Genomic DNA, 26,938 nt, shown 5'->3' with positions numbered 1-26,938 from the left:
CTCACCAGCGTGAAAGCCGAACAACTTCCGTTGCTGAATTCCGTTTCTGCTCCTGCCGCTCATCCCGACGGCACTCGCGCCGTGGTGTCCGTGACCCGGGCCGACTTCGACGCCGACGCATATGTGGGCCAGCTCTGGTCCATACCCTTCGATCCGGCGGTGCCGCCCCGACGCATCACCCGTGGATTCCGGGACACTGCCCCGGCTTTTTCGCCCGACGGCCGTGCGTTGGCGTTCGTCAGGGCACTGGCGGAGGGCAAACCCCAGCTTTATGTTGTGGAGGCCGACGGCGGTGAACCGCAGGCTGTCACGGAGCAGAAGTTGGGCGTTTCCGAATTCTCCTGGGCTCCGGACTCGCGTCGGATTGTTTTCTCCTCACGGGTCCCGGAGGAAGGCCGTTATGGAACGGTTGACGGTGTGGGAGCCGGTAGCGAGGACGCCCGGCTGATCACGGACAACCAGTACCGGCATAACGGGCTCGGCTACACGGCGGACAAACCCGCCCAGCTCTTCGTCGTCGAAGTCCCGGAGCTTGGGGCCGAACCTCCCGTGGTTCCCGTGGGCCGGGCGGCGAAAGAGGCTGGACGGGATGCGGCGGGCCTGGTGCCAAAGGCAAAGCAGTTGACTTTTGAGCAGGCCGATCACGTGGCGGCGTCGTTCAACCGCGACGGCAGCAGCATCTACTTTGTGGCATCGCTTCACGAAGCGAGCGACGCCGATATTGCCTCAGCCATTTACTCTGTCCCGGCCGGGGGAGGGGAGCCCGTGGCTGTGCGTCCCCATGCCGCCCCGCAGGCGGTCCACGATGTCCGTGAATCCCGCGACGGCGAGTGGCTGTTCTTCACCGCCCAGGACCTGGGAGACGACGGCGTGGACTTTGTCGCTCGAAACACGGCCTTGTATGCGATGCCGGTCGGCCCAGACGAGGCCGTGATGCTGAGCGACGTCGAGAACGAGGACCTTTCTTCCGGGCGCCTTGAGCCTGCAGGAAATGACAGTGTCCTCGCGCTCAACACGAGCCGCGGGGCCGTGGAATTGATTGAGTGGGCGGCCGACGGGAAAAAGAACGTTCTTGTCCAACGGCCGCAGGTAGTGTTGGGCGCTTCGGCGGCGGGCTCGATCGTGGCTGTGAGCGTCAGCGATGGATCAAGCACCGGCGAAGTGGGCGTCTTGGATCAGGGCGGCCTTCATCTACTGACGGATTTCTCCGCTGCGCTCAGGGCCGAGACGACTATCCGCGAACCAATGGAGTTCACTGCCGTTGGCGCCGATGGCTACCCCGTCCATGGTTGGGTTGTGCTCCCTGCGGGGGCCGGCCCGCACCCGGTGCTGCTCAACATCCACGGCGGCCCGTTCTCACAGTACACTGGCGCCTTTTTCGACGAGGCACAGGTGTATGCGGAGGCGGGTTATGCCGTACTGATGTGCAACCCCCGCGGGTCCGCCGGATACGGACAAATGCACGGGAGAGCGATCAAGGAACGGATGGGCACCGTGGACATGGCAGATGTCCTCACTTTCCTCGACGGCGCGCTGCAGGAGTATCCGTCCATGGACAGGGACGCTGTGGGTGTCATGGGCGGTTCCTACGGCGGATACCTGACTGCGTGGGTTATCGGCCATGAGCACCGCTTCAGGGCCGCGATCGTCGAGCGTGGCTTCCTTGACCCGGTCAGTTTCACGGGCTCCTCGGATATCGGCTGGTTCTTCGGCGGCGAATATACGGGGGCATCGGCTGAGCAGATGGCAGCCCAAAGCCCCATGGCCGTCGTGACATCTGTCCGGACACCCACGCTGGTGATCCACAGCGAAAACGATCTCCGTTGCCCGGTTGAGCAGGGCCAGCGATACTTCGCAGCCCTTAAGGCCCAGGGCGTGGAGACTGCGCTGCTTCTGTTCCCGGGTGAGGACCACGAGCTATCGCGCTCGGGCACGCCGTATCACCGGCGTCAACGTTTCGAACAGATCCTCGAGTGGTGGGCAAAGCATCTGCCATCTGCGGCAAATCCGGCGCGCGAAACAGGATCATCCATGGTCTAAGGGCTCGGCTCGGAGTCAAGGAAACCGAGACCGAGGCGTGCCTCGTCGATTCCCGGGTATGCCCAATTCGCGGAGTACTCGCCGTCGTTTGCCAAGGACCGTAGTTCGGCCCTGTCCAAATAGAGTCCCCCGTGCAGGTGGTCGGTTTCGTGCTGGACTATCCTTGCCTGCCATCCGGAGTAGCCGGCCGAGGCGGCAGATCCATCAGGTCGCTGGTACTCCAGACGAACGTTCCGATGCCTCGTCACGACGGCTTGGAATCCGCGCACGGACAGGCAGCCTTCATAGAATGACGCCGTGGAAGTCCCCTCCGGTTCGTAACTGGGATTCAGGATCGCGAAGAAGGCCAGAGGTGTTCTTTCGCGGATCTCTGAAGCGATGGGATCGACGTCGAAATGGTCCTCGAGTACGGCGAGTTGCAGGGGGATGCCGAGTTGCGGGGCTGCGAGGCCCACTCCAGGGGCGGCGTGCATGACATCCCGCATCCGCTCGATCAGCTGTGCCAGTTCGGTGTCGTCGAGTTGGCCGTCGTAAGGCGCGGCGCGTTGCCGCAGCACCGGATGGCCGGCCTGGACGATGGGCGGGAGGCCCTCGAGCCCGAGCAGATCCTGAACCGCGGTGCGGATCCGGGAAGCAGTGAACGTCGTGTCCGGGCCGGTAGCCAGGGGGCGGGTCTCAAAGTCCATGGCTTGAGCTTAGTGGGCTGGCCGCTCAAACGAACTCTGCAGACCGTCGCGGCCGGGCGCAAACCGGGCCTAGTGCATCGTGAATCTCCGGGCAACAAGCTCCGAGAACACCGGCAAGGTAATGGCTCGGCCTATCAAGGCATTCCGTACGCTGAGGACCGTCGGGGGCAAGGGGCGGCCCAGCGCCATGTTCAGGTTGGCCTGCCAGATGGCCTTCTTCGCAGCACGTTGGCGGTCCCGCTCGAAGTGCGCGAGTTCCATCGTCGAGGGATTTCGGGCTGCGGTGCCCAAGGCTTCACTGATGAGCGGTGCCAGTGCCACTGCATCCAGCCAGCCCAGGTTCATCCCTTGGCCGCCGATCGGGCTGATCTCGTGGGCGGCGTCTCCAATCAGGGCGACCCGTCCGTGGACCATTCGGGAGACCAGCCTCGAGGTAACACCGAAAGCACTGATCATCGTGTTGCTTGCGGAGTCCACTGTGCTGCCGGTCCGCTTCTTGATGAGGGCGGCGAGCGCGTGGGGAGTGGGTTCCTGGCACGGAGCGCCGAGCCTGACCACCCATCGGCGGATGCCGCCGGGCAGAGGAAAGGATTCCACGATTCCGCCGGGTTCAAGGAAAAGGACCGCGTTGTCGCCGTACATCGATTCATCGCGGAAATCACCCATGACGTAGAAGTCGGGATAGGTGCGCAGGCGTGGCTCAAGCCCCAGGCCCTCGCGCACGGCGGAATGGACGCCGTCCGCCGCCACGACGAAGCGGCTCAGGAACTCCACTGGAGCGCCGTCCTCCTGTCCCCGCAACCGCAAGTACCCGCCGTCGTCGGCTACTTCCTCAACGTTGACGCCGCGGCGGAGGGCGTACGGATCGAGCTCGACGACCCTGGATTCAAGGGCCTGGGTGGTGAGGTATTGCGGAACCGAAAGGATGAAGGGGTACTCGGCGGACGGGCGGGCGAAATTCATGTCGGCGACTTTTCGGCCGCCGCTGTACGCGGCACCTTGCGTGATCCGGACGCCGGAAGCGAGCAGCTCATGGGCGGCACCCGCTGCGTCGAGGGCCGCGAGCGCGGGAGGATGGATTCCGATGGCGCGGGTCTGGCGGCCCGGCGTCGGGCGCCGCTCCAGGACGGCAACGTGATGCCCGAGTTGTAGCAGCAGGGCTGCCATGAATAGCCCGACAGGTCCTGCTCCGACCACCGCGACGTCAAACATCGTGGACCTCGCCGGGCCGGTAGACCAGCAGGTTGTGCCACAAGCCGCTCGGTTCAACCATCCAAGCCGGGGGAGTGGCGGCACTCAGTTCCGGCGCGGTGTAGCTCCGCCTGATGGACGTGAGTCCGTCACCGTGGATGTAGGAGCCAATGCCAAGCGGCCAGGAGCCCCCCCAAAAAAGTGCGTAGGCGAGGCGGCTTCGCGTGAGATCGTTGTGCAGCGCGAGCCGGTGGCACAGCTGTTCGGAATCGTGGAGGAAATCGGCGAGTTCGGCGGATGTCAGATGGTGCAGGACATGGTTGGAAATAACGACGTCGAACTTGAGTCCTTCCGTGACCAGCTCCGAGCTGAGAGCCCTCTGATAGCTGACGCCCTGCACTGGCGGTGCGGAGTTTGCGAAATGGAAGGCCCGTTCGTCCGGATCGATGGCGGTGATCTCGAGCCGGTAGCCGTCCGCTGTGGCCCTGCGCGCGAGGCTTCGGGCGACGTCGCCACCGCCGCAGCCGATGTCAAGCACCGTGGTGGGCCCCGCCGTCGTGAGCAAAGGCTTGATCCGCGAGCTGTAGATACCCCGCCAGCCTGACACCACCGCGTTGACGAGCGGAAACCGCGCATAACTCCGGTTGAGCCGCCCGATTTCGCAGTCCGGGCGGTCCATGTCCTCGACGGCGGTTACATCCCGTTCGCCGAGAAAACGGGATGGGTGGGGGAGGCAAGTCATCACAGTTCGGGGGAAATGCGGGTGAACAGCCCCGTCTCCACAGTGAGGCCGGGCCCGAACGCCATGGAACAGATGCGTTCCTCGCGTTGCGACGGGGTTTGTCCGAGGATGTGTTTCAAGACGAAGAGAACGGTGGCGCTGCTCATGTTGCCGTAGTTGCGCAGGATTTCGCGCGCGGGAATCAGCTGTTCTTCGGTGAGTTCGAGCTTCGACTCGACTTTGTCCAAGATGCTGCGTCCGCCAGGATGAATGGCCCAATGTTTGATGTCCCGGTAGGGGAGACCGGCCAGCGAAGGGTCCCGCGCAAGTAGCGGTTCGAGCGCTCCGGTGATGTGCTCTTCGATAATGTGCGGCACGTACGTGCCGAGAACCATTTCGAAACCTTCGTCGCCAATATTCCACGCCATGGCTTCTTCGCCGACCGGCGTGAGGACCGTTTCGAAATGGTCCAGCCTGATCACTGGGTCCGGCCCTTCCGGTTCGCGGGAAGTCACGACGGCGGCTGCCGCGCCGTCCGCGAAGATTGCCGATCCCATGATGGTGTCCGGATCGTTGGAGGTCCGGAGGTGGAGCGAGCAAAGCTCTGCGCAGATAACCAACACAACGGCGGAGGGATCCGCCTGACAAAACTGCCGGGCCGCACGGAGCGCCGGAAACGCGGCGTAGCAGCCCATGAAGCCGAGGTGGTATCGCTGGACGGCCGGGCTGAGACCGAGGGCGCGCACCACCTTGTAGTCGGGTCCGGGATTGAAGAATCCAGTGCACGAGACGGTGATGACATGGGTGATGTCGAGCAAGTCAATGTCGGGACATTTCCCAACAGCGGCTTTCGCGGCCTCGATGAACAGTTTGGTGGCTTCTACCGCGAAAATCTCGTTTCGAAACTTGGTGCTGGGGCTCAATACCTGCCCGGTGTCCGGGTCATAAAAGGCAGGGTTCTCGGAATGGTTGTCCAGGGTCAGTTCGGCGACGGCGGTGAACCGGGTATCGATGGCTGCTGAATCAAAGCATGTGCGGACGAGTCGGGATCCGAGGCGCGTCAGGCCCGGTTGAGCTGCAAAGACGTCGCGCGCCTGTGGTTGCACAAGCACTGTGGGCGGTACGGCTGTTTCGAGAGACCTCACGTAGACCGGCATGCTTCATTGTTGGCGACGAAGATGCCGTTGACAATGGCAGAGGATGGAATTGTGGCCGTTTTTGTGAGCTTTTCACCCTCTGGCGCCCGTTCCGCGAAGTATCGATCAGTCTGGATCCCCGGAGCTGCTGGAACGTCCCCCGGCCGCGAGTCTCATCAGGTCGCTGTCGAAGTTGACATCGTCGGCCGTGCGGCCGGCGCGTGTTGCGTTGCCGCCGAACTGGTGCTGGTAACCGTTCCAGTTCTCTTCCGCGATGTCGCCTGTGACGCCGCTCCGCAGAATGAGGGTGAGCTCGGTCGCGGCCCGCGCGATCCGCTTGCCGAGGTCCGTCGTTCCCCAGTCCTCGGGCGCCGCGTACAGCGATGTCGGCAGCGGCAGTGCGCGGAGGAACGCGAAGAGGGGCCGCAGTTGTCCGTCGACCACCATCGCATGACGGGCTGTACCGCCAGTGGCGGCGAGGACCACCGGCTTCGCGATGAGCAGGTCGTTATCGATCAGGTCGGCGAATGACTTGAACAGACCACTGATGCCGGCTTTGTAGACTGGCGTACTCGCGACGACGGCATCGGCCGTGGCGAGGCGATCGATCGCCGCCTGGACCGGTTCGTTCGGGTAGCCGGCGACCAATGACCGCGCGATGTCCACTGCCAGAGGGCCAAGGTCGATCATGCTGACCTGCGCCCGGATGCCTGCCTCCCCGAGCGTGTCGATTGCCTTCTGGGTGATGCGGTCAGCCAGAAGGCGGCTCGAAGAGGGATCGCTGACACCAGCGCTGACGACCGCGAGCTTCACTGTCCGCTCGGTTGCCTTGGCTCCGAGATTGTTGGTGGCGGGGTGCAGAGTCTTCATCGGTTGCCCTTCCTGAGATGTGATTGGCTGGTTATCGGCGGGCAGGCGCGCAGGAGCGTGTCAGTAAGCTGCGACAGGACCGCGAGCTCTTCGGGCTCGAGCGCACGGGTCATCGCTTCGGCCACCTGGCGGGCGTGTCGGGCGCCTAGGTCACGCTGGATTTTGCGTCCCTCGTCGGTCAGCCGGATGCGACAGGCCCGGGCATCCTGGGGGTCGTCAGTGCGTTCGACGAGGCCTCGTCCCACCAATCTCGTCACGAGCCGCGAGATGCCGGCCTGGGACAGAAGCGCATCCTCACCGAGCTCCGAGATCCGTAATCCGTCCGGCGTCTTCGATAGTGCGTACAGGACCCCGTACTCGCGGGGCAGCAGGCCTGTCCAGTTGCCGGTGCTTTCAAATTCGAGGGCGAGCGTGGCCTGGACCCGGAATAAGGACTCCCAGGCAACATTCGCGAGCCGGGTGGTTCGGTCCATCAGAACGCCCCGGGGAAGTGCGCCGCGATGGCCGGGTCGCTGTCCTGGTACGGTGACGTGCCGGAGAGATTGTCGCCCCGATTTGGGTTAGGACGCGGCTGCCGTGGTTCGGCGTCGCCGTATTTGGCGACAACGAGCGACCCGTGGGTCGGAGCGTCGGGTACGTCCGGCGCACGGCGGGCCTCCATCTCCTTGCGCAGCACCGGTATCACCTCGGTGCCCAGGAGTTCAACCTGCTCCAGGGCCACCTCGATCGGCAGCGCCAGCCCGTCCAGCGCGAACAGTTGCCGTTGGTAGTCCCCGAAGCCCTCCTGGAAGGTCAGGACCTTGTCGATGACTTCCTGTGGGCTCCCAACGGTGATCGGCGTAGCGGCCAGGTGATCCTCAAGCCGCGAGCCCCGGAACAGCGGGTAGTTCTCGTAGTACGGCCGGAAGGCGTTGACCGCGTCCTGGGAGCGCTTCGCAATGAAGGACATCCCGCCGAGCCCCACGATTGCCTGGGCTTCCGTGCCGTGGCCGTAGTGCTCGAAGCGACGGCGGTAGAGGTCGACCAGTGGCTTGAAGGCGAAGTTCGGGGCCAGGATGTGGTTCGCGAAGAACCCGTTGCCGTAGTAGGCAGCCTGTTCGGCGATTTCGGGCGTGCGAATCGATCCATGCCAGACGAACGGAGGAACGTCGTCCAAAGGACGCGGTGTAGATGTGAAGCCTTGGAGCGGGGTCCGGAACTGTCCCTCCCAATCGACCACGTCCTCGCGCCACAGCCGGTGGAGCAGGTTGTAGTTTTCCAGCGCCAACGCGACACCTTGCCGGATGTCCTTGCCGAACCACGGGTAGACCGGGCCGGTATTGCCCCGGCCGACCATGAGATCGAGGCGCCCTTTTGCGACGTGCTGCAACATCGCATAGTCCTCGGCGATCCGCACGGGATCGTTGGTGGTCATCAGGGTGACTGACGTGCTGAGGATGATCCGCTCGGTCTCGGCCGCGATATATGCGAGAAGCGTCGTTGGTGACGATGGTACGAACGGCGGGTTGTGATGCTCGCCCAGGGCAAACACGTCCAGGCCGACTTCATCCGCACGCTTGGCGACCCGGATGATGTTCTGAATCCGCTCTGCCTCGCTGTAGGTGTAGCCCGTGATCGGGTCGGGCGCGATGTCGCCGACGGTGAAGATTCCGAACTGCATTGTGATTGCTCCTTATGGGCGCGTCCGCCGTTTGCATGACTGCGCATACTGTTAAACAACATGCGCGCGCATGTATTCCCTGCAATGACCCGGCCTCGGGAAGCGTTCTGGGGGAGCAGACGAAATTCTGTTCCGGCTGAGATCGGCAACTCTCGGTGGCCGTCACATGCGGGAATCTTCCTGGCGCGCCGTCCGTTGTCACCGTAAATCGATCAGTGCGGCCGAATGCCGCCGTTAGCGGGAAAGCTTGGGGGAGTGGCCATGATGTTGAATGAAGCCGTTGCCCGCATCCGTGCGGGACACCTGATGGTCCGTGATGCCCAAGAGTGGGATGAACTTTCAACCAGCCTGGCGAGGGGGTACGACAGCCAGGATGACGAGCTCATTGCACAGTTGCAATCACCGTTCCTGCAGTCTTGGCGGACCGTGATTCACTACGTACTCCGGGATACCTTCGAGGCAGCAAAGATCACTATCGCAGTTCCCACCCACCCCTGGGGAATTGCTGCATTGTCTACAACCGAAACAACCTGCGAACCGCTCCTCTGCGACGCTGAAGGCACAATCGCTGGCTGGGCCGATGCCCCAGCCTACGGAGGCCTGCGCCTGCTGGCCTTCGAAGAGGTCATGTCCAATTACACGTCTTGCTTGTCACAGCTGATGCCCGATGAGGGGCGATCAAGCTGAGCCCGCGCGGAATGGACGGTACGTGTTGACCAGAAGGCCGGCCGCCAGTGCGCGAGTCTCGATCAACGTCAGTCTGGTGAGCGCGAACCCGTCAGAGAACAACTTCTTGCCGGTGCCCAGCACGAGGGGATAGACAACCAGCCGGTACTCGTCTATCAAATCGTGTTCGGCCAGGGTTTTGACCAGCTCGGTGCTGCCCCACACACGGATCTCGCCGCCCGGATCTGAGCGGAGCTTCTCCACCGCGGCCGCAACATCGGGGCCGAGAAGCTGTGAGTTCTTCCAGCTGACCTCGGCCAGCGTGCGCGACGCAACGTACTTGGGGATGCGGTTGTACCTCCTGGTCAGCTCTCCCTCGAAGCCCCCGGCATTCTCGTCCCAAACGCCCCAGGCGCCGGCGAAGATCTGGTAGGTCTTACGGCCGAGCAGCAGGGCCTCGGTCTTGCTCTCCCACTCCGTGATGATCTCTCCGAGCTCTTCGGGGTTGTGATCGGCTTGCCATCCGCCATGCTCGAAGCCGCCCTCTCGGTCCTCGTCCGGGCCGCCGCCCGCCTGGACGACTCCGTCAAGGGTGATGAATGCCTGCACCACGATCGTGCTCATATCCGGTTCTCCTTGGATCTTTACCCTGCGCCGCCTAATCGTCTTTCTACGATCGGTCTGGGACCGATTCGACTGCTGAATCGGTCCCGGTGTCAAGGAAGTGTTAACCGGGCCTGATTGGTCAGTTCGGCGACGGCAGTGAACCGGGTATCGATGGCTGCTCTGTTTCGGTTCGCACGAATTCCCGGGTGTTGCGGGTGAAAGGGGAGTGGATGATTCAACCCGATCTGGGCTTCCAAGGCTTTTGCGACACAAATTGAAGCGACGAGCCACTAGTTCTAACGAGAGCTCATTTTGACCGTTCACCGAGCGACAGGACGGCGAACGGGGTGATTCTTAGTACTTTTGGGGAGGTGCGCAGGTATGCAGCAGGAGTTGGATGTCGGGGGTGCGCGCGTCAAAGTCCGCCGGCTACGCCTGCGGTTGGCTGAGCTTAGCCGCCAGGCGGATGTTGTCGACCGTCTGGTTGGCCAAGTCGTGAAGCTTGCTTTGGAGCTGTACGAGGCGAGGGCATGGACGGCCTTCGGCCTCAGTACGTGGGCCGAATTGGTGGAGGCTGAGCAGCTGGGCCTTTCGAGCCTGAGAGGCAGTGCCCGGGTGAGCGTCGCCATGGAGCTGGCGGCCGGAAATCTATCGTTGCGTGCCATTGCCCCGGTCCGTGGGTGTATCCCACTCGACCGTAAAGACCCTGCTCGCGAAGGGTGTGGCAGAAGGCGGAGCGTTGCCGCCTGTGAGATTGTCACTGGACGGCAGAATGCGCCGAAGTGCACCATCAAGACCGCCGAATGTGATTGCCGGCGAGTTGGTCCACCTTGATTCCAACGAGGGAATCTTCGATGTAGAGGGGTTCCTGTCGGATGTCGGCGCCTTGGGCGTCGATCACGGCCCTTCCGACGCGGCCGTGCTGGCAGAGCTCCAGCTGCGGGAGCTGATGGATTCCATCCGCAATATGGGAGCCTCCGAGCTTGTGGTCCAGCGCCTGCCCGAGGCGGATCCCGCACGACGACGCCGGCTGGCCGCCCAGTTCCGCGCGGCCGCGGAACTGATGGGCGATGTTGCGAGGCAGTGGGGTATCGCCGCGTGAGTCCAGAGACCTACGGGCAGTGTTCGACTTCAACCGAACGCGACGCCCTCCTATTGGACCTGGTGGCTAGATGGCAGGGAGAGGGCAGGAACGGTCCATGGACCCGGGAGTTGTTTGGTTCGTTTCTTCCGGCGCTACTTTCCCGTTTTCAGCACGAGTTCCCGTCGATTGATCCCGAAGATCCGCTGTTCTACGCCACCGAAGTTCTTTGCGACGGCGGGATTCCCGCGGAGGCGCCGGCCTGCGCATGGCTACTGACAGTTGTCCGCAATGGGCTCCGAACCTGGATCGATCACCAAACGGCACTGGCTCTCGGAGCGGGATGTGCGGGACGGGGTTTGGGCAGACATTAAGAACAACAACGCGCTGGCGATGGGAGCGCCGCTGGTGTCGGTATACGGGCATGAGAGCGAGTGGCCGCGGATTCCGGTGGCTGTATTACCCGTGCCCGCCCGTTCATCGCCTCTGTGGGAGGAACTAAAGGCGCTGTTGCTCAGGGCCGGCTGGGATCGGGACGTCGCAGAACAAGGCCTGCAGGTGATCGAACATCGGGCATCCCGGCATGCGGAGGAGACCGGCTTCCGGTCGGAACCAGGCGCCGCGCTGTCCCGGTTGGAGACGAACAGGGCGTTGAGTTGCGTGCCCAAGGGCCACAAGAGGGCACTAGTGGACTTTGTGTGCAGCGAACGCGGCTATCTCTGGGCCCGCCTCCACGGAATGTCCCCTGCCAGCGCTCTTGCCCTGCCCGGGGTCCGGGAGGCGTTGGCATCCTTGGTCTGGAGCAGACGCGGCCCAAGCAGGCCCGAACATAGCGCTGTCCGGCACGCGAGCCGCGTTCCCGGGAGGACAACCCCGCATGACAGGGCCGACCCGCCTCGAACCGCGATTGGGGGCACCGACGATCGGTAGAGATTAGCCGGACGCATTTGGAGGCACCGGAGGGTTCATTTTTTCCTACGCCTCGATCAACAACAACCGCCGCGCTGCCACGGACGTGCCCGGTTTGGTCCCCTTTTACTTCCCACTGATCGGAGGTCATGGCCAGGGGATCGCAGTGGCCACAATGATGTTGGCGAACTGGGTGTGTTCCGCAACGGGCACGAAGGAGCTGGTGAGATCGCAGGTGACGATCCGCAGTAGGGGAGGGCCATCGGTGGCAAAAGTCTCCGCGGGCAGGGACGTTTTTGCCAGCGATTCAAGGCCGATGATCTTGTACCGGCAGGTAACGCCGGTCTGGTCGGATACATAGAGAGGCATGCCCTTCGTGACCCGGGCAAGGGAGGCCATCGGGGCCATCGATCCGTCCGGGAAGTTTACGTGCCCTGCCACCAGGGTGGATCCCTTCGCGGCACATACGGTCGCGGACCCTGTGTAGCGGGCGGCTTTTGAAGGTTCCGGGATCACCAGGTACCCGGAATCGTCGCGGCCCTGGCCTGCGAGCCCTACATTGAGGCCCACTCCAGGGATGGCGAGCGTGGCCGGCGGAAGGCTGGGGATCTCGGCCCGGTCTGTGAAGGTGTCTGGTCCCGTGTCAGTAAACGGCGCCAGGACAGGTGCCGGCTGCGCTGCCGGGGGAGCGGGTGGTGATGTGAACGCCAAGACGCCCGCGGTGGCTCCGGCCGCGCCAATAAGGACCACGACAGTGAATACGATGCGGTTCCACCGGGCGTCGGGACGGTCGCGGGTTTCTATCATTGGACTTTCCTTGGTTGTTAGGCGGGCACCCGGCGATCAGCCTGGTGGGCTGGATCCGGGTGCCCGCGTCAATATGGTGGTGCCGGTTAAGGCTCTCTAGTTGGCGACTTCGTCGGCATGCTCGCTGACCGCTTCAGCTCTGCGGTTGGTGAGGCGTTTGCGGTAGAACAGCCCTGCTCCTGCGAGCAGGGCCAGTGCGAAGGTGCCGCCGCCGGTGATCAACAGCGGCATGTTCGGCCGGGCCGCCGGCGCTGTGCCGGTGGCCGGAGCGAATCCGGTGTTGACCATCAGGGCCGGCTTGTCCGGGGTGACAGTGAATGCTTCGGGGAAAACGATGACGGTTTCGTTTTTTTCGCCGCAGTTGCCCTTGTGCAGCTGCGCGGTGAACGGTTCCTTGCCCGGGCCCTTGTCGATGGTCAGGTTCAGTTCCTCGACGTACCCGTAAGTGCCTTTGTAAGCGATGGTGTGGCTCGGGTAGGTGATTTCACCTCTTAAGGTGACTTTCTGTTCCGGGGAGGTCCAGGACGGATTGGCGCAGACGGCCTGGGCGGAGCCGTCGGTCGAATCGTCAAATTTGTACTGCGTTACCTTCGTGGTGACTTTGACGCCGGCGCCGGACGGTATGAGGCCGGAGACAACCCCTGTGTCGTGGCCCACGAGCGGTACGGTGCCGTTCTCTGAAGCCTTGGTCACGATGGAAGGCTTCGCGAGCGGCACAGTTTCGTTGGGCAGCAGTTCCTTGCCCTCCCACGCCTTGGTGGACTCGCTACCGTCGATCTTCTCGGAGAAGTACAGGTTGGCTTTCAGGCCCTTGGACCACTTTTCGGCGACGATCTTCTCCCATGGAACCTCGACGGCCGCGGTCTTGAATTCGCCGTTGCCGGTGACCTTCGTGGCGACTGTACCCACGATTTCGGCATCAGCCGGCGCGGTTTCCATGCCGCCCGCAACGGGGTCCGAGGAGGTCAGAATCAGATTCGTGGTCACTGCGAATTCTTTGCCAGGCTCGTTTCCGGTCACGATGATGACGTCGTAGACCATGCCGTTTTCAATGTTCGATGCCTTGGTCGCTATCTCGGGCTGGTACTTCTGGATCGTCTCCTCATTGGAATCGTTGAAACCAGCTGTCCAGTCGGAACGAAAGTACTTCTTCAGTTCGGCGGGCTGGGCCGCCTTGGAGAAGCGGGCCACCGGGTAGTAGTAGCCGGCTTTCTCCGCTGTTTGGTCAGCGGTCACGGTGACGTCTCCGGGTCCGGTTGCGGTGCCCGTTCCGGAGGCCACTTTCAGGGCCGCAGCCGGTATCTGGACGGCCGGGGCGAGCTTGACGGGGCTGTAGTACCAGTCGATGTCAAAGCGGGCTGGAACGTCGCCGCCGTTCAGGAACGCCCAGTCTTTGGCGTTTCCCGTGGACGTGTTCACGTGCAGGACATCCACCAGCGGCTGGCGGCCCTCCACGAATCGGCTAGCGGTCGAGGTCGCTACGGGCTGGAAATCGACGACCGCCCTGGCGTCGGCCGACGTTCCTGTGACGGGTTGAGCACCGCCAGCAACGAGAAGGTTCTGGAACCCTGGCACCGAATAGGTGGTAGCAGATACCCCGGGAGCGTCGATCGTCACCGTCACGGATACGGTTCCGTTTCCAGTGGCCGCGAAGCCGAGCTGATCTCCGGTGTGGAGAGTGATTGCCTTGGAGTTCGTTCCTGTCCATACTGCGGGGCCGTTCAGGACGGCGCGGGCCGAGAAACCGCTCAGCATGTTTCCGGTCGCGGAAACCAGTTCCGTCGAGGTGACCGTACCGCCTCGACCGCTTGCGTCCATCGAGAGTTTTGGCTGCGTGGAATACGGCCCGGAATTGGCCCGGGCATCGGCGAGCATCGCCGCGGCCTGCGCACGGATGCCGGGCATTTGCGGATCAGATGAGTCCCGAAGGTTAGCGTAGGGAACGCCGTCGCCGCTCCATGGAACGTTGAACCTCGGATCCGCGAGCTCGTGCGCCAAGTACGCCAATGCAGCATGGTTAGCTGGGTCGTCCTGGTACTTCTGGATCGCGTAATTGAGTTGCGGGTTGCCCAGGGATCCCACGGCACCGGAGCCGACAGGGCCGGCCGGGACTCCGACGTCGAAGCAGAAAGCCGTCGGACCGCCGGCGACACCGTTCAGGTTCAGGGATCCCAGCCACATTGACCAATCCCCAAACCCCCTGGGCGGCGGAGCCTGGACGGTGATACCGGATTGATGCATGCCCGGCAGGTCTGTTGCGGCCTGGGCCGCAGGCGCGGCCAAGATACCGCCTGTCCCGACGACGGACAGGGCCAAGGCGCCGGTGGCTGCCATGACACCGATCTTGGCGAACGCCCGCCAGCCCGTTGTCTTTCCCGGTGGGCTGCCGGGGCCTCGATCGAATCTACTTTTACTCACTATGTTCCCTTCTCTTCAACCGTGCCAATTCACGCGATGACCACGCTTGATGTGGTCCCGTTTGTAGAGAGCCGGACAAAACGCAATCCGAGAGAAGAGCTCGGTTCTCAGAGCCCTCAACTGTCAAGAACTTGACAGTTGAAATGGGTCGACGCGGGTTTGGTCAGACCCATCGCGTGGGTTTTCGCTGAACATTGCCTACCTGCAAGGAGAAGAGTCAGTGGAGGGCGCAGGCGACAATGGCGTATTTAGCGGCTACATCAGGAGCATCCGGATGGCCGTGGAGACTGCCGATCAACGTGTTGTTGCCCGTGCCCTTGGCGTCAGCCAGCCGGCTATCAGTAAGCTGCTGACGCAGGCGGAAGCCAGGGAGTGAAGCCGATCCCGGAAGGGTTCAGCGGAGCGAGTCCTTACGAAATCGCCGAGCGCTACGCCGCTGGAGACATTGCCAAGGACACCATGATCCGTGAACTGTTCGCATGGCCCTACGTGACGAACGAAAGGTTTGGCCGCAGCGCAGGCCGAGTGGGACTCCACCCCGTACCCGGACACGCCCGGCTCCTTCGAAGAAGTCGGCCAGGCATTCGATGAAGGACTCATTGATGGTGAGGCCTACGACCTGATTCTTCTCGCACTTAGTGCAACTCCCGTTATTGACTGGCAGCGAGACGTGTTGATGTGGGACGAGTAGCCCTACGGCTAGATTTATGGCGTGAGTTCTCTTGTTGAAGAAGCCGTAGAGGTTCTTTACGCGGCGAAGGTTCCCTTGGCTCCGGGCTTATCGCCTTGGCAAATCGATGATATTGAAGGGCAGTTCTCGTTCGAGTTTAGTCCTGACCATGTGCAGTTTCTGAGCCTCGCGTTGCCTATAGGCCCGAAATGGGTTGATTGGCTGGGCGATCCCGCGGGGATTCAGAATAGGCTCGACTGGCCACGCGATGGCGTGTTGTTTGACGTTCGGGAGAATGGTTTCTGGCCCGAGGAATGGGGCGACCGGCCCACTGAAGTTAAGGAAGCCCTCCAAGCAGCACGTGAGCGCTTGGGCACCGTGCCTATCCTTATTCCGCTCTATTCCCACCGTTTCATGCCGGCAGCTCCTGCGCCTGCCGGCAGCCCGGTCTTTTCCGTGCATCAAACCGATGTGATCTACTACGGCAGCGATCTCGTTTCGTATTTCCAAGCCGAGTTTTTCAGGCTCCCCAACCAAAAATTGCCCACCCACCATGTCGATTTCTGGTCCGAGCTGGCGGAAGGTCAGTGGATTTAGGGGTTACTGCCTAAGCCTCTTCGACCGACGTAGTGCGATTGGCAGAGGGGCGCCTGAAACGGTCGAGCAAGTCGAAAAAAGCGCCTACCAGCGCGGAACATCAAGCGGTTGGCCGTTGATGCTGACGTCAGAGCTCCGGATGGAGATTCCTGCCTCTTCGGACCACAGCATGAACTCGATCAGCCAAAGCGCCGCGGCGTGATCGTAGGCAGCTTCGACTTGTGTGACGTCAGATTCGTCATAGGACGGGAGTTTTCTCAGCTACTTCAACCCCCGTAGTTTTATCGCCGATAATCTACATTATGTCAAGTAGAAGTGATCCGATGGCAGAATCTGCAGAACAGGACAGCGATACGTACTCCCCCGGTTCCGGCTGCTTGGAAGCAGAAGGCCCGCTACAGAACTCATTCCACACGCGACCAAAACACCGGGAGGTCCAATGACTAGCGCCACCAATGATCAGCAAGAATTTTGCAGGCGATTCAGCGTCACGCCGACGGCAGCGCCGCAGCACATGAAAGTAGGAATCTCTCGAAACGTCCGCAATGGCATGCATCCGATCAATGGATTAAGGCATTCTCCCGCCGGAGACACCACCGGTTGGTATATCTGGGCCGGCGAAGAACTATCCGACGACCCCGACTTCTTCGTCCCCGTGCACGTATCCCACATCAGCGATTGGTGCCCTCACATCCTGGCCTACGTTGCATTGCCCCCCGGCTGGCGGTTCCTACTCGCACCTGGACACGAGGACGTCTGGTTCGACTCCTCGATAATTCACCCCTGAAGACGGCCATGTCGCATTAGCAAATTTGGCTGCTCGAGGGTTTATTAGGACTCAGCCGGAAAGGTGCAGGTCCCGCTTAAGTCGTGATTATTGAGGTGCGGAGCTTTCGAGGCGTGACCGAAGAGTCGGCACCCCCGGACCCTTGAGGTCCTCAAGGTAAGGAACCCGTCCGGCCATGGTCATCACCAGTGCAACGGTCGGTCCGGTAACTTGCAGTCCCGTGCCAGCTGTGAATGTCCCGTCATCTGCCCTTAGCTGGAGGCCTGCAGCGTTCGCGCGGCTGGCAACCGTGAAGTTGCGGCGCGCGTAGAAGTCCGCGACGGCTGTTAATGCGGCGATGCTCGGGGTATGGGGAAGCCCCAGTGCACGGCGAATATCTTGGGCGTGCACCACAACTTCACCCAGGTAGGCCGGAGTATGGGAGGACGGTGCGGTGGTGCTGTTGATGACTGCCCTAAACCGGGCGAGGGTCTCAGCCGGGGTGTTACCAAGGTGCTCTTGCAGTCTGCGAAGGTTGTGCACATCTGGGCGAAGACGCGCGCCGAGCATGCTTCGCAGCCACCGCCACTGGTTCAGGCTCGCGGCGGCAGTGAGGTGCGCGACGACTTGCTCGACATCCCACTGCCCACATAGCGTCTGGTGATGCCACTGTTCCGCACTGAGTCCAGCCAAGTCCTGCGCCAGCGCTGCGCGCTCAGCATGCGCGAGAGCCCAGAGATGGGCTTCCGAAGAACTTGCCATAACGCTTCTTTCCTCTATTCCGCTTTCGGAGCTTCAACTCAACGCCGCACTTATAGACGCTTTCAGGCAGCCTAATTCATCTGTGGGGCTCGGCCGTCTCGGCACTCATCCAAAGCCAGACTAGACGGTCTGCGCAGCTGCGGACCCCACTAGCCCAAGCCTGCACCATCTGGGCAGATAGCCCACAACCTCAGGAGCATCCGATCAACATTGCCACAGCGGCCACGGCGGCAATGCCTTTGACGTTTGCCCTTGCCATGCGCCAAGTTTCTCTGGCGATTACGGCCCGGTCAAGAACCCAGATTTCCTCGAACCAGGCGCCAACTCGCCTGGTTCCTGCACAGATCAACGCAAGAATCTGCTCGCTCCCGTCCGTGCGAGGATATCGGCATGAAACAAACCTCGGATGTATTGCGTTATGCGGCTTTTACAGACACTCCGGACGGGGGAAATCCGGCGGGAGTGGTCTTGGACGCAATAGGCCTCGACGACATCTCGATGCAGAATATCGCCGCCGAGATCGGATATGCCGAAACCGTTTTTTGTCACCGAGAAGGGAGTTGATGGAGACCCCCGACGAAACCGTGTGCGGTACTTCTCCCCTATCGCCGAGGTGCCGTTTTGCGGCCATGCCACAATTGCGTTGGCTGTTGCGCTGTCAGGCCGTGATGGTGCTGGGACCTTTGTCTTCGATACCGCAGTAGGCCCAGTGGTGATCGAGACTGAAGGCCGGGGAGCTGCCGTGACGGCATGCTTCACGAGCGTGGAGCCTCGAGTTGCCGAGTTCCCCGACGGCGTCCTGGACTCCCTGCTCGGGTTGCTCGGCGTCGGCAGGGCTGAACTGCACCCCGGTTACCCTCCGATGATTGCCTTTGCCGGAAACTGGCACCCCATTCTTGTCCTCGCCGAACGAGGGGTCTTTGACTCATTCGTTTTCGACCCGGATCCCATGCGCGCGCTGATGGATGCCCAGAACTGGGCCGGTACTGTCACGACGCTCTGCGAGATCGGTACGGACGAGTTCGACTCGCGCAACCTCTTCCCCGTAGGCACCATCACTGAAGATCCGGCGACAGGTTCGGCCGCCGCGGCGTTGGGTGGATACCTTCGTTTGCTCTCGCTGGTGGAGACGCCACGCGGGGTGGTGGTGCAGCAAGGCAGCCATGTTGGCCGGCCGAGCGTACTCACGGTCGACATTCCCTCGTCGGGCGGAATTGTCGTGAGCGGTGAAGCCGTCGAGATCGCTGGACCCGCCTAGCCGCTGATGAGTCCCAAAATAGTAAGGAAGTCTTTTCAGTTTGCCTTACTATCTGATAGCGTCGCGATCATGACGTCTCGCTCGGAAGCCGAAGGAGCTGAAGCAGCTGAAGGAGAGCGGATGCTGGAAGCTGCCGCTGAACTCCGCGTGCTCATCGGCCAGTTCACCCGTCGCCTGCGTGAGCACTCACAGGTGGACAACCTGACGAATGCTCAAAAGGCTGTAGTGATCCATTTGGAACGCGACGGCAGTGCCACTATGTCTGCCCTGGCCCGCGCCGAGGGAATGCGCCCCCAGTCCATGGGGGCCATCATTTCCACGCTTTCAAGCGCAGGGCTCGTTGAGAGTGGACAGGATCCTTCGGACGGCCGTCAGAGAATCCTTTCCCTTACTGCCGAAGCAAGGGCGAGCATCGCCGCCAGCCGAGCGGCCAAGGCTGATTGGCTCTACCGCACTATCCAGTCCAAACTCACGCCGGACGAACAAGAACAGCTGCCCGGTGCCATCCACCTACTCAAACGTCTTTTGGAGTCGTAACTCATGACCATCTCCACGCTTGACCCACAGACCGCCCTGATCATTGTTGACCTGCAACGCGGAATAGTTGCCTCTCCGAAAGCCCATCCAATCGAGCCCGTCGTGAAGAACGCCGCGGAGCTGGCCGACGCCTTTCGTAGCCATGGTCTGCCCGTGGTGCTGGTGAATGTCACCGGAGGTGCTCCCGGACGGACGGACCAGGGCCTCAGCAGCGCGGGAAGGAGTTTTCCCGCCGATTTTGCCGAGCTGCTGCCTGAATTGAACCAGCAGCCGGGCGACCATCTTGTGACCAAGAAGACGTGGGGCGCGTTTACCGGTACCGGCCTCGGCGCCCTGTTGGAAAACTTGGGCGTAACCCACGTTGTACTGACAGGCGTTGCCACCAGCATCGGGGTGGAATCCACGGCCCGGAGCGCTCACGAGGCTGGGCTTAACGTCACCCTGGCACTAGACGCCATGACCGATTTGACCATGAGCGCGCACGAAAACTCAGTCACGGGTATATTCCCCCGACTCGGCGAGACCGGAACAACTCAGGAAATCCTGGACATGCTCAAAGCCACCCGGCCGTGACAGCGCCGGACGCCGCCCGGCCATCGAGCCCGTCGGTGGACGGGAGCACTTTGTCTCCCGCTCCCCCGACGAGCGTCACCGGCGTCCCAGGCTTCAACAAGGAGAACCGGGCCTCGAACCCACTGGGCTGGAGGTTCACCGCTCCGTTACTGCTTGGGTCCACGCTGAATCCGATCAATAGCTCGATGATCGCTACAGCACTGGTGGGCATCGGGAACGACTTTCGGTCCGGTCCGGCAGCTACCGCCGGCCTCATTTCCATCCTGTACTTATTCAGCGCCGTCGCTCAGCCGACCATGGGGAAACTCTCTGTGCTCTTCGGGCCCAGGCGGGTCTTCCTCTCCGGCGTCGCCATCCTCCTGCTGGCCGGAGTGGTTGGCGTGCTGGCGCCGAACTTGGGAGTGCTGATGGTTTCGCGGGCGCTCATAGGTATCGGAACCTCGGCGTGTTACCCGACGGCGATGGCCTTGGTCCGGCGGCGGGCTGACGAGGCGGGGATCGGCGTGCCGGGCCGCGTCTTGGGGAATTTTTCGATCGCCGCGCAAGTGACCGCCGTCGTCGGCTTGCCCTGGGCGGAGTCCATGGCCGGGTCCCTCGGCTGGCGGGCCCTTTTCGCCGTAAACATACCGCTGGCGTTGTTGGCATTTGTGTTTACCTTGCTAGGCGTTGCCAAGGACGCGCCAGTTCAAAAGAGGACCCGCGGCAGCCTCCTCGCCATGCTGGACCTGCCGGGAATTGCGCTCTTCGCGGGCGTCGTTGTCTCGCTGCTGGTTTTCTTGTCGGCGTTGACGACGCCGGCGTGGTGGCTTGCCGTCGTGGCTGCGGTCCTGGGCGGGGTGCTTCTGTGGTGGGAACGGTGGGCGCGCAGCCCGCTGATCGATGTCCGGATGCTCGGTAGGAACGGACCGCTGCAACGTACCTACCTGCGCTCCATCCTGGCCGCGCTAGCCACTTACACCTCGATGTACGCGTCGAGCCAATGGATGGAACAAAGCCTGGGGCTGAATGCCGCGACGGTAGGGCTGATCCTCATTCCACTGAGCTTCATAAGCATTGTGGTTGCACGGATTGTCTCGGGCCGAGGCTGGGTACGCTGGCCGCTGATTCTCGCCGGAGCGGCCTTGGCGCTTTCCGCCGCAGTGATGCTTCAGACGAACCACAGCTCCGGTGTGCTGCTGTTGATCGGAATGACCTTGTTGCTTGGCCTAACGAATGGCTTCAGCAGTTTCGCCAACCAGGCAGCGCTGTACCTGCAGACCACCGCTGCCGAGATTGCGGTGGCGTCCGGGCTGCTGCGGACGTCCATGTATCTCGGCGCGATCGGCTCCTCCAGCCTCATCGGCATTGCCTTCGGACCGTCCGCCACTGATGCGGGTTTCCATACTTTGGCCTGGGTCCTCATCGCTATCGGTGCCGTGATGGTTGTGCTGACAGTCTTTGACCGCAGCGTTCCAGCCGTTGCCGCGAAGCATTGAGTTCGACGGCGGCCAACCCCGCCGGGTGGCTTTCAGCGCTCGCGTTAAGGTTCCGTTAAGAATATTCACAAAATTGTGAATCGAGCGTAGCGTGCGAAATATGAACACAGTTATTGAGACTCACGGTCTTGAGAAACGCTTTGGTCGCGTCCGGGCTCTCGACGGACTTGACCTTTCTGTCGAAGCCGGAGAGGTGCATGGATTCCTTGGCCCTAACGGCGCCGGCAAGTCCACCACCATCCGGGTGTTGCTCGGTCTCGCTCGCTCGAGCGGCGGCAACGCGACGGTTTTTGGACAAAACCCATGGAGCAACGCGGTTGAACTGCACAAGCGCATTGCATACGTTCCTGGAGATGTCAGCCTGTGGCCAAACCTTTCCGGCGGCGAGGCCATCGATCTGCTCAGCCGCCTGCGTGGGGGTACTGAAGACAAGGAGGCATACGCTGAGCGCAAAGCCCGGTTGATTGAGGTCTTTCAGTTGGACCCGTCGAAGAAGGGCCGCTCTTATTCGAAGGGGAACCGCCAGAAAGTAGCCTTGGTGGCCGCGTTTGCCTCACCCGCAGACTTGTACATCCTCGACGAACCCACGAGTGGACTGGATCCGCTCATGGAGAGCGTGTTCAACCAAGAGATACGGCGCGCGGCTTCGCTGGGGACAACCGTGTTGCTCTCCAGCCATATACTTTCCGAGGTCGAGCAGCTCTGCGATCGGGTGACCATCATCCGTGCCGGCAAAACAGTGGAGACGGGGACTCTCGCCGACCTAAGGCACCTCACTCGAACTGAGGTGTCCTTCGCGCAGAACGGACTCACGGATGCCGACATCGCGCGCATTCCATCCGCCCACGACATTGAGTTGGTCAACGGCCGCGCCCGCTTCACGGTGGACAGCGACAAGATTTCGTCCGTACTACCCGCGCTGACGGACCTCAACGTCAAAGGTCTCAGGATTGCACCGCCGTCGCTCGAGGAACTGTTCCTGAGGCACTACGGGGACGACATCAATCCGGCGGAAGCCTCGGTGGCGCATCGGGCACGCAAGGCCCGACGCCGGGAAACAGGCAAGGTGGCGAGCGTGCGATGAACGCTGTGTTCACGCTGATGCTGCAACGGATCCGGCGGGACCGGCTGCAGCTGCTGATCTGGATTGTCGGAATCGCCCTCTTGGCTCTTTTCACTGTCTCCGCGGTCGACAAGGCATACGGCGATCCCTCGGGACGTCAGAACATCCTGCAACTCGCCGTGGCGAATCCGAGCATCCTCATGCTCCGCGGGACACCGGAGGGCGGCGGACTCGATCAGTTCGTCTTCTTTGAGATCTTCACGTTCATTGCCCTGCTCGCGGGCCTGATGAATACGTTTCTGGCCGTACGGCATTCGCGGGCGGAGGAAGAATCAGGAAGGGCAGAATTCCTCGCATCCACTCCGGCCGGGCGGACTTTGCCGACTGTCGCCACGATCGTCTACGGCGCTCTGGTCAACGTCGTCAACGGGCTCTTCCTGGCGATCGCCTTTATCGTCGGTGGTCTGGACGCCAAGGGCTCGATCGTCGCCGGCTGTGCGACTGCCGCCGTCGGGCTCACGTTCCTCGCGGTCGGACTCTCCGCCGCCCAACTCATGCGCACTTCGCGCGGCGCCAACGGCGTCGCAGCCGCTGCCGTCACCGCGGCCTACGTCTTCCGCGGGATTGGCGATGCCCTCGGCACGCCTTCCGCCGACCACCTCCACATGACGGTGGCTTGGTGGAGCTGGATTTCGCCGATCGGTTGGGGCCAGCAAACCCTCGCCTATGACCAGAACACCCTCACTCCCCTGTTGCTCAACCTCGCGCTCACGGCGGCGTTTCTCGCGCTGGTCTTTGTCCTTCAGTCGCAACGCGATAGCGGAGCGAGCCTGCTCGCCGGCAGGCTCGGTCGCGTGGATGCCCGCAGTTTCCTGTCGAGTTCATTCGGCCTCGCATGGCGGCTCCAGTGGCCCACCGTAGTGGGTTGGTGCGTCGGCAGCGCCTTTGGGGGTCTGCTGACAGGCACCCTGGCACAGGCAGTCTCAAGCGCAGCGGCCGCGGACCCGACTGTGGAGAAGATCATGGCCGGTCTCATCCCCGGGGGCAAGGGGTCCCTCGTCCAACTCTTCATCTCGGCCATCTTCGTGATGGTTGGCGTGCTTGCAGCAGCTTGTGCGACGCAAGTGGTCATCCGTATGCGCCAGGAAGAAACGGAGGGCACGGCCGAGCAAGTCCTCGCCACCAGGGTGTCCAGGGCCCGTTGGCTGGTGAGTTACCTCACGGTCGGCACTGTTTCAATAGTGCTCGTGCTCCTCAGCGGGGCCGCGGCGTCGAGCCTGAGCTCGTGGGCCATCGGCGATACCTCCGCACAAGCGGAAGATTCCTTCTCTGCAGCCGCAGCCCAGCTGCCCGCGGCCCTGGTGTATCTCACCGTGCTGGCACTGGTATTCGTTCTGCTCCCGGGCTGGACGGTTGGCCTCGGCTGGACGCTGCTAGGACTCGGTGCTGTGTTTGGACTGTTCGGCGGTCTGGTCGGAATGCCGCAATGGGCCCGCGACCTCTCACCGTTCACTCACTCCCCCGTGCCGGTCGGCACGTCCACGGATTGGACCGGAGGCATTTGGATGTTGTGCATCGCGGTCGCCGTCGCCATTCTGGCAACCGTAGGCATGAAACGGCGCGAACTGAACACGGCATAGCGCTCGCAGACAATTCAGCGCGGAGCGATTCGAGAAAGGAGCATCAACCGAATGGCCAGAGATGAACGGGCGCTTCGTGCGGCGGCCGAGCAATCGGCCGCCATCCTTACTGCCGCCGGTATGCCGAAGATGCCTGCGCGGGTCCTCATGGCCCTGACGGTCGCAGAGGACGGTGGCCTGACTGCGCTCGACCTTGGCGGGATCCTGGGAGTGAGCGCGGCCGCAATCTCGGGCGCGGTCCGCTATCTGCAATCAATTGCGTTCGTGCGGCGCTTGGCTCAGCCGGGCAGCCGCCGGGACCGTTATGAGATCCCTCCCAACGTGTGGTTGGCTGCCTTCGCCCAGGAACGCCCGATTTACCGCGCGCTGGCCGGCCTCGCCGACGTCGCGTACTCGGCGATAGGTGACCAAACTTCCACCGCTGCCGGTCGCCTCGAGGAGATGTCGAGCTTCTACAGGTTCATGGATGCCCGCCTCCCGGCGCTCATGGCTGAGTGGGAGCAACAGCGGGAGGAACAACAGTACGACGGCGGCCGGGCGCCGGATCTGCTCCCCCGCAGTCCTGATTGACTCGTTCACACTTGCTGTTAAACGGGGCTGAAAACCGGGTTCAATCGCGGGGACTTCTCGGCTGCCCTCATCCGCTATCGCGGGGCATTCGGTGCCTTCCCAGAGGCCCCAGCTACAATAGAGGCCGTCCGCTATTCCCCCGGAGAGGTAGTCCCCTTTTGGTAACACGCCCCGATGCACCCAGCCCGGAATCGGGTCAGCCCGCACCTGTCGCCTATCCGGGCCAGGGCAAATTGGCTACCCGAAGCCGGCGTTTCAGCTATCGCCGCGCGCCCCGTTGGTTCAAAATCACCAGCGCAGCAGTGGCTGTCTTGCTGCTCGCTGTCCTTGCCTTTGGAGGGTATTGGGTTTGGCGCCTTCAGTCCAATATTTCAGCATCTGCCCTTGGTGCCGGAGGCCCGAGGACGGAAGGCCCTGTGGACGACAGCAAAGACCGCCTACAGATTCTGGTCCTGGGTACCGACACCCGAAGCGGTAAGAACGGGCAGTTCGGCACCACCGACCAGTCCTCCGGCTATGGCCAATCCGATGTGATGATGCTCGTGGACATTTCCGCGGACAACAATCACGTCAACGTCATCAGCCTCCCCCGTGACTTGTTGGTCGACATCCCTGCTTGTACTGACAACAAGACCGGCCAGCACTACCCCGAACGCAAAAATGCCATGATCAACAGTGCGATGGCCGAGGCGGGGGTGGGCTGCGCTGTGGACACCGTCAACAAGCTCACAGGCCTGGAGGTGGACCACTTCATGATGGCCGACTTCAACGCTGTGACCGAACTCTCCAAGGCCGTTGGAGGCGTTGACGTTTGCGTGAGCTCTGCAGTGAACGACCCGGATTCAGGCCTGCATTTGCCCAAGGGCACCTCGCAGGTCCAAGGCGACCAAGCCCTCGCGTTCCTGCGTACCCGCCATGCATTTACGGATGGCGGGGACTTGGGCCGAATCAAGGCGCAGCAATCATTCCTCGGTTCCCTGGTGCGGAAGCTCAAGGCCGACGGAACGCTGGGAAATCCGCAGAAAATGCTGAGCATTGCAGATACCGTGACAAAGAACCTCACTGTTGATGACGGGTTGGCCTCGGTCCCGGCTCTCCTGACCATCTCCGGCAGGCTCAAGAACATCGACCCTGCCAAGGTCAACTTCATCACGATTCCCAACGTTCCAGCCGCGTCCGATCCGAACAGGCTGGACCTCGATCAACCGGCCGCAAGCAACTTCTTCGCCACTTTGAAGCAGAGCGCCGATCTCAGCCAGCCTGCACCTAGCTCGGCTCCTTCGGCAGCCCCGTCTACCGAAGCTCCGAAAGCCCCCTACGACAAGGCTCTCCAGCCAGTTACTGTCGCCAATGGAACAGGCGTGACCGGCAGGAGCCAGGAAATCGGAGCGTTGCTGTCCGCCGGCGGCTTTACCAAGTTGGCCCGGATACAGGCCGATACGAGGCCGCAAACCATGGTCTACTACGGTGCCGGCTTTGCCGACGTAGCCGCGGACGTTGCCGCAATGTTTGGATTGCCGGCGACGAGCGTACAACAGGTTACCGGCGTCCAAGGAGTCCAGCTCTACGCCGGGCAAGACTACGCCACTGGGAACAAGCCGACTCTTCCGGCCCCCAAGCCGAATGATGTGGTTGCCCAGACCGCGCAAGACCAGACGTGCCAGACGACTAACCCGACGGGATAGCGTCAAAATCAAGCGCCCTCCGGCCCGCCATGCGGGACGGAGGGCGCTTTGACTTTAAGCGCTTCCAACTACTGGGGCTGCTCCCCCGATACATTGACCAACCACGCAATGCCGAACTTATCAGTCAGCATTCCGAAGATGTCGCCCCACGGTGCCTTCTCCATCGGGACAGTGACCGTCCCGCCGTCGGCCAGTCCGTCCCAATAGCCACGAAGCTCGGTTTCGTCGTCGCCACTGAGCGACACCGAAATGTTGTTGCCGGGGCTGTAATCCATGCTGTTGGGGGTGTCAGCAGCCATCAACTGCATTCCGTTGTCCATCTTGAGTGCCGAGTGCATGATCTTCTCGCCTTCGGCGGGGTCTTCGCTGGCGTGGAACTCCGCGAAGGTACTCTGGGTCAGCTCTCCTCCGAAGACTGACTTGTAGAAGGCCATGGCCTCCTTGGCATTGTCCCGAAAGCTGATGTAAGGATTGAGGTTCGTGGTCATTACGTGGCTCCTCAGTTGTTGCGGCAGCGGGCTCGGCTACCTTTTCGTCATGCTAACAGCGCT

29 protein-coding genes are annotated in these 26,938 nt (G+C 62.2%); 16 read left to right on the top strand and 13 right to left on the bottom strand.

Going from position 1 to position 26,938, the window contains the following annotated elements; all coding sequences use genetic code 11:
• Positions 1-9 precede the first annotated feature (9 nt).
• On the top strand, positions 10-2,040 hold the full coding sequence (locus tag ACF0H6_RS02190; protein WP_395248287.1) for a S9 family peptidase: 2,031 nt from the start codon (positions 10-12) through the stop codon (positions 2,038-2,040).
• Here ACF0H6_RS02190 and ACF0H6_RS02185 read toward each other — a convergent pair.
• The 7 genes from ACF0H6_RS02185 to ACF0H6_RS02155 all read right to left on the bottom strand — a co-directional run bounded on the left by ACF0H6_RS02185 (position 2,037) and on the right by ACF0H6_RS02155 (position 8,304).
• On the bottom strand, positions 2,037-2,726 hold the full coding sequence (locus ACF0H6_RS02185; RefSeq protein ID WP_395248286.1) for a peptide deformylase: 690 nt from the start codon (positions 2,724-2,726) through the stop codon (positions 2,037-2,039). The genes ACF0H6_RS02190 and ACF0H6_RS02185 overlap by 4 nt on opposite strands.
• A gap of 69 nt (positions 2,727-2,795) precedes the next feature.
• Positions 2,796-3,938: an FAD-dependent oxidoreductase gene (locus ACF0H6_RS02180; RefSeq protein WP_395248285.1), complete on the bottom strand. Its 1,143-nt coding sequence runs from the start codon at positions 3,936-3,938 to the stop codon at positions 2,796-2,798.
• On the bottom strand, positions 3,931-4,659 hold the full coding sequence (locus tag ACF0H6_RS02175; protein WP_395248284.1) for a class I SAM-dependent methyltransferase: 729 nt from the start codon (positions 4,657-4,659) through the stop codon (positions 3,931-3,933). The genes ACF0H6_RS02180 and ACF0H6_RS02175 overlap by 8 nt, the downstream gene beginning before the upstream one ends.
• The gene (locus ACF0H6_RS02170) at positions 4,659-5,795 is read right to left on the bottom strand and encodes a type III polyketide synthase (protein WP_395248283.1); all 1,137 of its coding nucleotides are present in this window, start codon (positions 5,793-5,795) and stop codon (positions 4,659-4,661) included. Before ACF0H6_RS02170 ends, ACF0H6_RS02175 begins: the two co-directional genes overlap by 1 nt.
• Before the next feature lie 105 nt (positions 5,796-5,900).
• Positions 5,901-6,644: a CE1759 family FMN reductase gene (locus tag ACF0H6_RS02165; protein ID WP_395248282.1), complete on the bottom strand. Its 744-nt coding sequence runs from the start codon at positions 6,642-6,644 to the stop codon at positions 5,901-5,903.
• Positions 6,641-7,117: a MarR family winged helix-turn-helix transcriptional regulator gene (locus tag ACF0H6_RS02160; protein WP_395248281.1), complete on the bottom strand. Its 477-nt coding sequence runs from the start codon at positions 7,115-7,117 to the stop codon at positions 6,641-6,643. The genes ACF0H6_RS02165 and ACF0H6_RS02160 overlap by 4 nt, the downstream gene beginning before the upstream one ends.
• Positions 7,117-8,304, bottom strand: a complete 1,188-nt coding sequence (locus ACF0H6_RS02155; RefSeq protein ID WP_395248280.1) for a CE1758 family FMN-dependent luciferase-like monooxygenase — start codon at positions 8,302-8,304, stop codon at positions 7,117-7,119. Before ACF0H6_RS02155 ends, ACF0H6_RS02160 begins: the two co-directional genes overlap by 1 nt.
• Before the next feature lie 261 nt (positions 8,305-8,565).
• Here ACF0H6_RS02155 and ACF0H6_RS02150 point away from each other — a divergent pair, with 261 nt between their 5' ends.
• Positions 8,566-8,991, top strand: a complete 426-nt coding sequence (locus ACF0H6_RS02150; RefSeq protein WP_395248279.1) for a hypothetical protein — start codon at positions 8,566-8,568, stop codon at positions 8,989-8,991.
• On the opposite strand, the gene ACF0H6_RS02145 is transcribed toward ACF0H6_RS02150, so the two are convergent.
• Positions 8,983-9,594 (bottom strand): dihydrofolate reductase family protein, encoded by a 612-nt coding sequence (locus ACF0H6_RS02145; RefSeq protein ID WP_395248278.1) that lies wholly within the window; start codon positions 9,592-9,594, stop codon positions 8,983-8,985. The two genes, ACF0H6_RS02150 and ACF0H6_RS02145, sit on opposite strands and share 9 nt — an antisense overlap.
• A gap of 787 nt (positions 9,595-10,381) precedes the next feature.
• On the opposite strand from ACF0H6_RS02145, the gene ACF0H6_RS02140 reads away from it, so the two are divergent.
• Complete coding sequence (locus tag ACF0H6_RS02140) at positions 10,382-10,678, top strand: hypothetical protein (protein WP_395248277.1); 297 nt, start codon at positions 10,382-10,384, stop codon at positions 10,676-10,678.
• A gap of 1,035 nt (positions 10,679-11,713) precedes the next feature.
• Here the strand turns inward: ACF0H6_RS02140 and ACF0H6_RS02135 are convergent.
• Complete coding sequence (locus ACF0H6_RS02135) at positions 11,714-12,373, bottom strand: class F sortase (protein WP_395248276.1); 660 nt, start codon at positions 12,371-12,373, stop codon at positions 11,714-11,716.
• Between the two features lie 96 nt (positions 12,374-12,469).
• Positions 12,470-14,791: a hypothetical protein gene (locus tag ACF0H6_RS02130; RefSeq protein ID WP_395248275.1), complete on the bottom strand. Its 2,322-nt coding sequence runs from the start codon at positions 14,789-14,791 to the stop codon at positions 12,470-12,472.
• Positions 14,792-15,011: 220 nt separating this feature from the next.
• On the opposite strand from ACF0H6_RS02130, the gene ACF0H6_RS02125 reads away from it, so the two are divergent.
• The 4 genes from ACF0H6_RS02125 to ACF0H6_RS02110 all read left to right on the top strand — a co-directional run bounded on the left by ACF0H6_RS02125 (position 15,012) and on the right by ACF0H6_RS02110 (position 16,845).
• A complete protein-coding gene (locus ACF0H6_RS02125; RefSeq protein ID WP_395248274.1) occupies positions 15,012-15,167 on the top strand; it encodes a hypothetical protein in 156 nt (51 codons plus the stop codon).
• Between the two features lie 129 nt (positions 15,168-15,296).
• Positions 15,297-15,482, top strand: coding sequence for a hypothetical protein (locus ACF0H6_RS02120; protein WP_395248273.1), 186 nt, complete (start codon positions 15,297-15,299; stop codon positions 15,480-15,482).
• A 21-nt stretch (positions 15,483-15,503) separates the two neighbouring features.
• A complete protein-coding gene (locus ACF0H6_RS02115) occupies positions 15,504-16,058 on the top strand; it encodes a hypothetical protein (RefSeq protein WP_395248272.1) in 555 nt (184 codons plus the stop codon).
• Between the two features lie 439 nt (positions 16,059-16,497).
• Positions 16,498-16,845: a hypothetical protein gene (locus ACF0H6_RS02110; RefSeq protein WP_395248271.1), complete on the top strand. Its 348-nt coding sequence runs from the start codon at positions 16,498-16,500 to the stop codon at positions 16,843-16,845.
• Positions 16,846-16,932: 87 nt separating this feature from the next.
• Here ACF0H6_RS02110 and ACF0H6_RS02105 read toward each other — a convergent pair whose 3' ends face one another.
• On the bottom strand, positions 16,933-17,586 hold the full coding sequence (locus ACF0H6_RS02105; RefSeq protein ID WP_395248270.1) for a maleylpyruvate isomerase family mycothiol-dependent enzyme: 654 nt from the start codon (positions 17,584-17,586) through the stop codon (positions 16,933-16,935).
• 390 nt (positions 17,587-17,976) lie between these two features.
• On the opposite strand from ACF0H6_RS02105, the gene ACF0H6_RS02100 reads away from it, so the two are divergent.
• The 4 genes from ACF0H6_RS02100 (at position 17,977) to ACF0H6_RS02085 (ending at position 19,954) form a co-directional block, all read left to right on the top strand.
• Positions 17,977-18,150, top strand: a complete 174-nt coding sequence (locus ACF0H6_RS02100; protein WP_395248269.1) for a PhzF family phenazine biosynthesis protein — start codon at positions 17,977-17,979, stop codon at positions 18,148-18,150.
• Complete coding sequence (locus tag ACF0H6_RS02095; protein ID WP_395248268.1) at positions 18,113-18,844, top strand: PhzF family phenazine biosynthesis protein; 732 nt, start codon at positions 18,113-18,115, stop codon at positions 18,842-18,844. Before ACF0H6_RS02100 ends, ACF0H6_RS02095 begins: the two co-directional genes overlap by 38 nt.
• A 69-nt stretch (positions 18,845-18,913) precedes the next feature.
• Positions 18,914-19,381, top strand: coding sequence for a MarR family winged helix-turn-helix transcriptional regulator (locus ACF0H6_RS02090; RefSeq protein WP_395248267.1), 468 nt, complete (start codon positions 18,914-18,916; stop codon positions 19,379-19,381).
• Positions 19,382-19,384: 3 nt separating this feature from the next.
• A complete protein-coding gene (locus tag ACF0H6_RS02085; protein ID WP_395248266.1) occupies positions 19,385-19,954 on the top strand; it encodes a cysteine hydrolase family protein in 570 nt (189 codons plus the stop codon).
• On the opposite strand, the gene ACF0H6_RS02080 is transcribed toward ACF0H6_RS02085, so the two are convergent.
• Positions 19,935-20,165, bottom strand: a complete 231-nt coding sequence (locus ACF0H6_RS02080; RefSeq protein ID WP_395248265.1) for a hypothetical protein — start codon at positions 20,163-20,165, stop codon at positions 19,935-19,937. The two genes, ACF0H6_RS02085 and ACF0H6_RS02080, sit on opposite strands and share 20 nt — an antisense overlap.
• Here ACF0H6_RS02080 and ACF0H6_RS02075 point away from each other — a divergent pair.
• From ACF0H6_RS02075 to ACF0H6_RS02055, 5 genes are all read left to right on the top strand, one after another.
• The gene (locus ACF0H6_RS02075) at positions 20,140-21,429 is read left to right on the top strand and encodes an MFS transporter (protein ID WP_395248264.1); all 1,290 of its coding nucleotides are present in this window, start codon (positions 20,140-20,142) and stop codon (positions 21,427-21,429) included. The genes ACF0H6_RS02080 and ACF0H6_RS02075 overlap by 26 nt on opposite strands.
• Positions 21,430-21,529: 100 nt before the next feature.
• Positions 21,530-22,513, top strand: coding sequence for an ATP-binding cassette domain-containing protein (locus tag ACF0H6_RS02070; protein ID WP_395248263.1), 984 nt, complete (start codon positions 21,530-21,532; stop codon positions 22,511-22,513).
• The gene (locus ACF0H6_RS02065; RefSeq protein ID WP_395248262.1) at positions 22,510-24,132 is read left to right on the top strand and encodes an ABC transporter permease; all 1,623 of its coding nucleotides are present in this window, start codon (positions 22,510-22,512) and stop codon (positions 24,130-24,132) included. The genes ACF0H6_RS02070 and ACF0H6_RS02065 overlap by 4 nt, the downstream gene beginning before the upstream one ends.
• Before the next feature lie 51 nt (positions 24,133-24,183).
• The gene (locus ACF0H6_RS02060; protein WP_395248261.1) at positions 24,184-24,702 is read left to right on the top strand and encodes a GbsR/MarR family transcriptional regulator; all 519 of its coding nucleotides are present in this window, start codon (positions 24,184-24,186) and stop codon (positions 24,700-24,702) included.
• A 158-nt stretch (positions 24,703-24,860) separates the two neighbouring features.
• Positions 24,861-26,387, top strand: coding sequence for an LCP family protein (locus tag ACF0H6_RS02055; protein ID WP_395248260.1), 1,527 nt, complete (start codon positions 24,861-24,863; stop codon positions 26,385-26,387).
• A 68-nt stretch (positions 26,388-26,455) separates the two neighbouring features.
• On the opposite strand, the gene ACF0H6_RS02050 is transcribed toward ACF0H6_RS02055, so the two are convergent.
• Positions 26,456-26,875 carry a VOC family protein gene (locus tag ACF0H6_RS02050; protein WP_395248259.1) on the bottom strand — a complete coding sequence of 140 codons (420 nt, stop codon included), beginning with the start codon at positions 26,873-26,875 and terminating at the stop codon, positions 26,456-26,458.
• Positions 26,876-26,938 lie beyond the last annotated feature (63 nt).

The sequence above is a fragment of the Arthrobacter sp. NA-172 genome, assembly GCF_043952055.1.
Classification (GTDB): Bacteria; Actinomycetota; Actinomycetes; order Actinomycetales; family Micrococcaceae; genus Arthrobacter.
This window is presented reverse-complemented; position numbering and strand designations above follow the sequence as displayed.

What these genes read in the sequence shown, in the direction of transcription:
- ACF0H6_RS02135 (WP_395248276.1), bottom strand. Translation starts at nt 12,373, where the DNA reads ATGATAGAAACCCGCGACCGTCCCGACGCCCGGTGGAACCGCATCGTA.
- ACF0H6_RS02060 (WP_395248261.1), top strand. Translation starts at nt 24,184, where the DNA reads ATGGCCAGAGATGAACGGGCGCTTCGTGCGGCGGCCGAGCAATCGGCC.
- ACF0H6_RS02090 (WP_395248267.1), top strand. Translation starts at nt 18,914, where the DNA reads ATGACGTCTCGCTCGGAAGCCGAAGGAGCTGAAGCAGCTGAAGGAGAG.
- ACF0H6_RS02095 (WP_395248268.1), top strand. Translation starts at nt 18,113, where the DNA reads ATGCCGAAACCGTTTTTTGTCACCGAGAAGGGAGTTGATGGAGACCCC.
- ACF0H6_RS02085 (WP_395248266.1), top strand. Translation starts at nt 19,385, where the DNA reads ATGACCATCTCCACGCTTGACCCACAGACCGCCCTGATCATTGTTGAC.
- ACF0H6_RS02160 (WP_395248281.1), bottom strand. Translation starts at nt 7,117, where the DNA reads ATGGACCGAACCACCCGGCTCGCGAATGTTGCCTGGGAGTCCTTATTC.
- ACF0H6_RS02050 (WP_395248259.1), bottom strand. Translation starts at nt 26,875, where the DNA reads ATGACCACGAACCTCAATCCTTACATCAGCTTTCGGGACAATGCCAAG.
- ACF0H6_RS02080 (WP_395248265.1), bottom strand. Translation starts at nt 20,165, where the DNA reads ATGCCCACCAGTGCTGTAGCGATCATCGAGCTATTGATCGGATTCAGC.
- ACF0H6_RS02110 (WP_395248271.1), top strand. Translation starts at nt 16,498, where the DNA reads ATGACTAGCGCCACCAATGATCAGCAAGAATTTTGCAGGCGATTCAGC.
- ACF0H6_RS02105 (WP_395248270.1), bottom strand. Translation starts at nt 17,586, where the DNA reads ATGGCAAGTTCTTCGGAAGCCCATCTCTGGGCTCTCGCGCATGCTGAG.
- ACF0H6_RS02150 (WP_395248279.1), top strand. Translation starts at nt 8,566, where the DNA reads ATGATGTTGAATGAAGCCGTTGCCCGCATCCGTGCGGGACACCTGATG.
- ACF0H6_RS02165 (WP_395248282.1), bottom strand. Translation starts at nt 6,644, where the DNA reads ATGAAGACTCTGCACCCCGCCACCAACAATCTCGGAGCCAAGGCAACC.
- ACF0H6_RS02185 (WP_395248286.1), bottom strand. Translation starts at nt 2,726, where the DNA reads ATGGACTTTGAGACCCGCCCCCTGGCTACCGGCCCGGACACGACGTTC.
- ACF0H6_RS02065 (WP_395248262.1), top strand. Translation starts at nt 22,510, where the DNA reads ATGAACGCTGTGTTCACGCTGATGCTGCAACGGATCCGGCGGGACCGG.
- ACF0H6_RS02180 (WP_395248285.1), bottom strand. Translation starts at nt 3,938, where the DNA reads ATGTTTGACGTCGCGGTGGTCGGAGCAGGACCTGTCGGGCTATTCATG.
- ACF0H6_RS02100 (WP_395248269.1), top strand. Translation starts at nt 17,977, where the DNA reads ATGAAACAAACCTCGGATGTATTGCGTTATGCGGCTTTTACAGACACT.
- ACF0H6_RS02145 (WP_395248278.1), bottom strand. Translation starts at nt 9,594, where the DNA reads ATGAGCACGATCGTGGTGCAGGCATTCATCACCCTTGACGGAGTCGTC.
- ACF0H6_RS02175 (WP_395248284.1), bottom strand. Translation starts at nt 4,659, where the DNA reads ATGACTTGCCTCCCCCACCCATCCCGTTTTCTCGGCGAACGGGATGTA.
- ACF0H6_RS02170 (WP_395248283.1), bottom strand. Translation starts at nt 5,795, where the DNA reads ATGCCGGTCTACGTGAGGTCTCTCGAAACAGCCGTACCGCCCACAGTG.
- ACF0H6_RS02075 (WP_395248264.1), top strand. Translation starts at nt 20,140, where the DNA reads ATGATCGCTACAGCACTGGTGGGCATCGGGAACGACTTTCGGTCCGGT.
- ACF0H6_RS02155 (WP_395248280.1), bottom strand. Translation starts at nt 8,304, where the DNA reads ATGCAGTTCGGAATCTTCACCGTCGGCGACATCGCGCCCGACCCGATC.
- ACF0H6_RS02070 (WP_395248263.1), top strand. Translation starts at nt 21,530, where the DNA reads ATGAACACAGTTATTGAGACTCACGGTCTTGAGAAACGCTTTGGTCGC.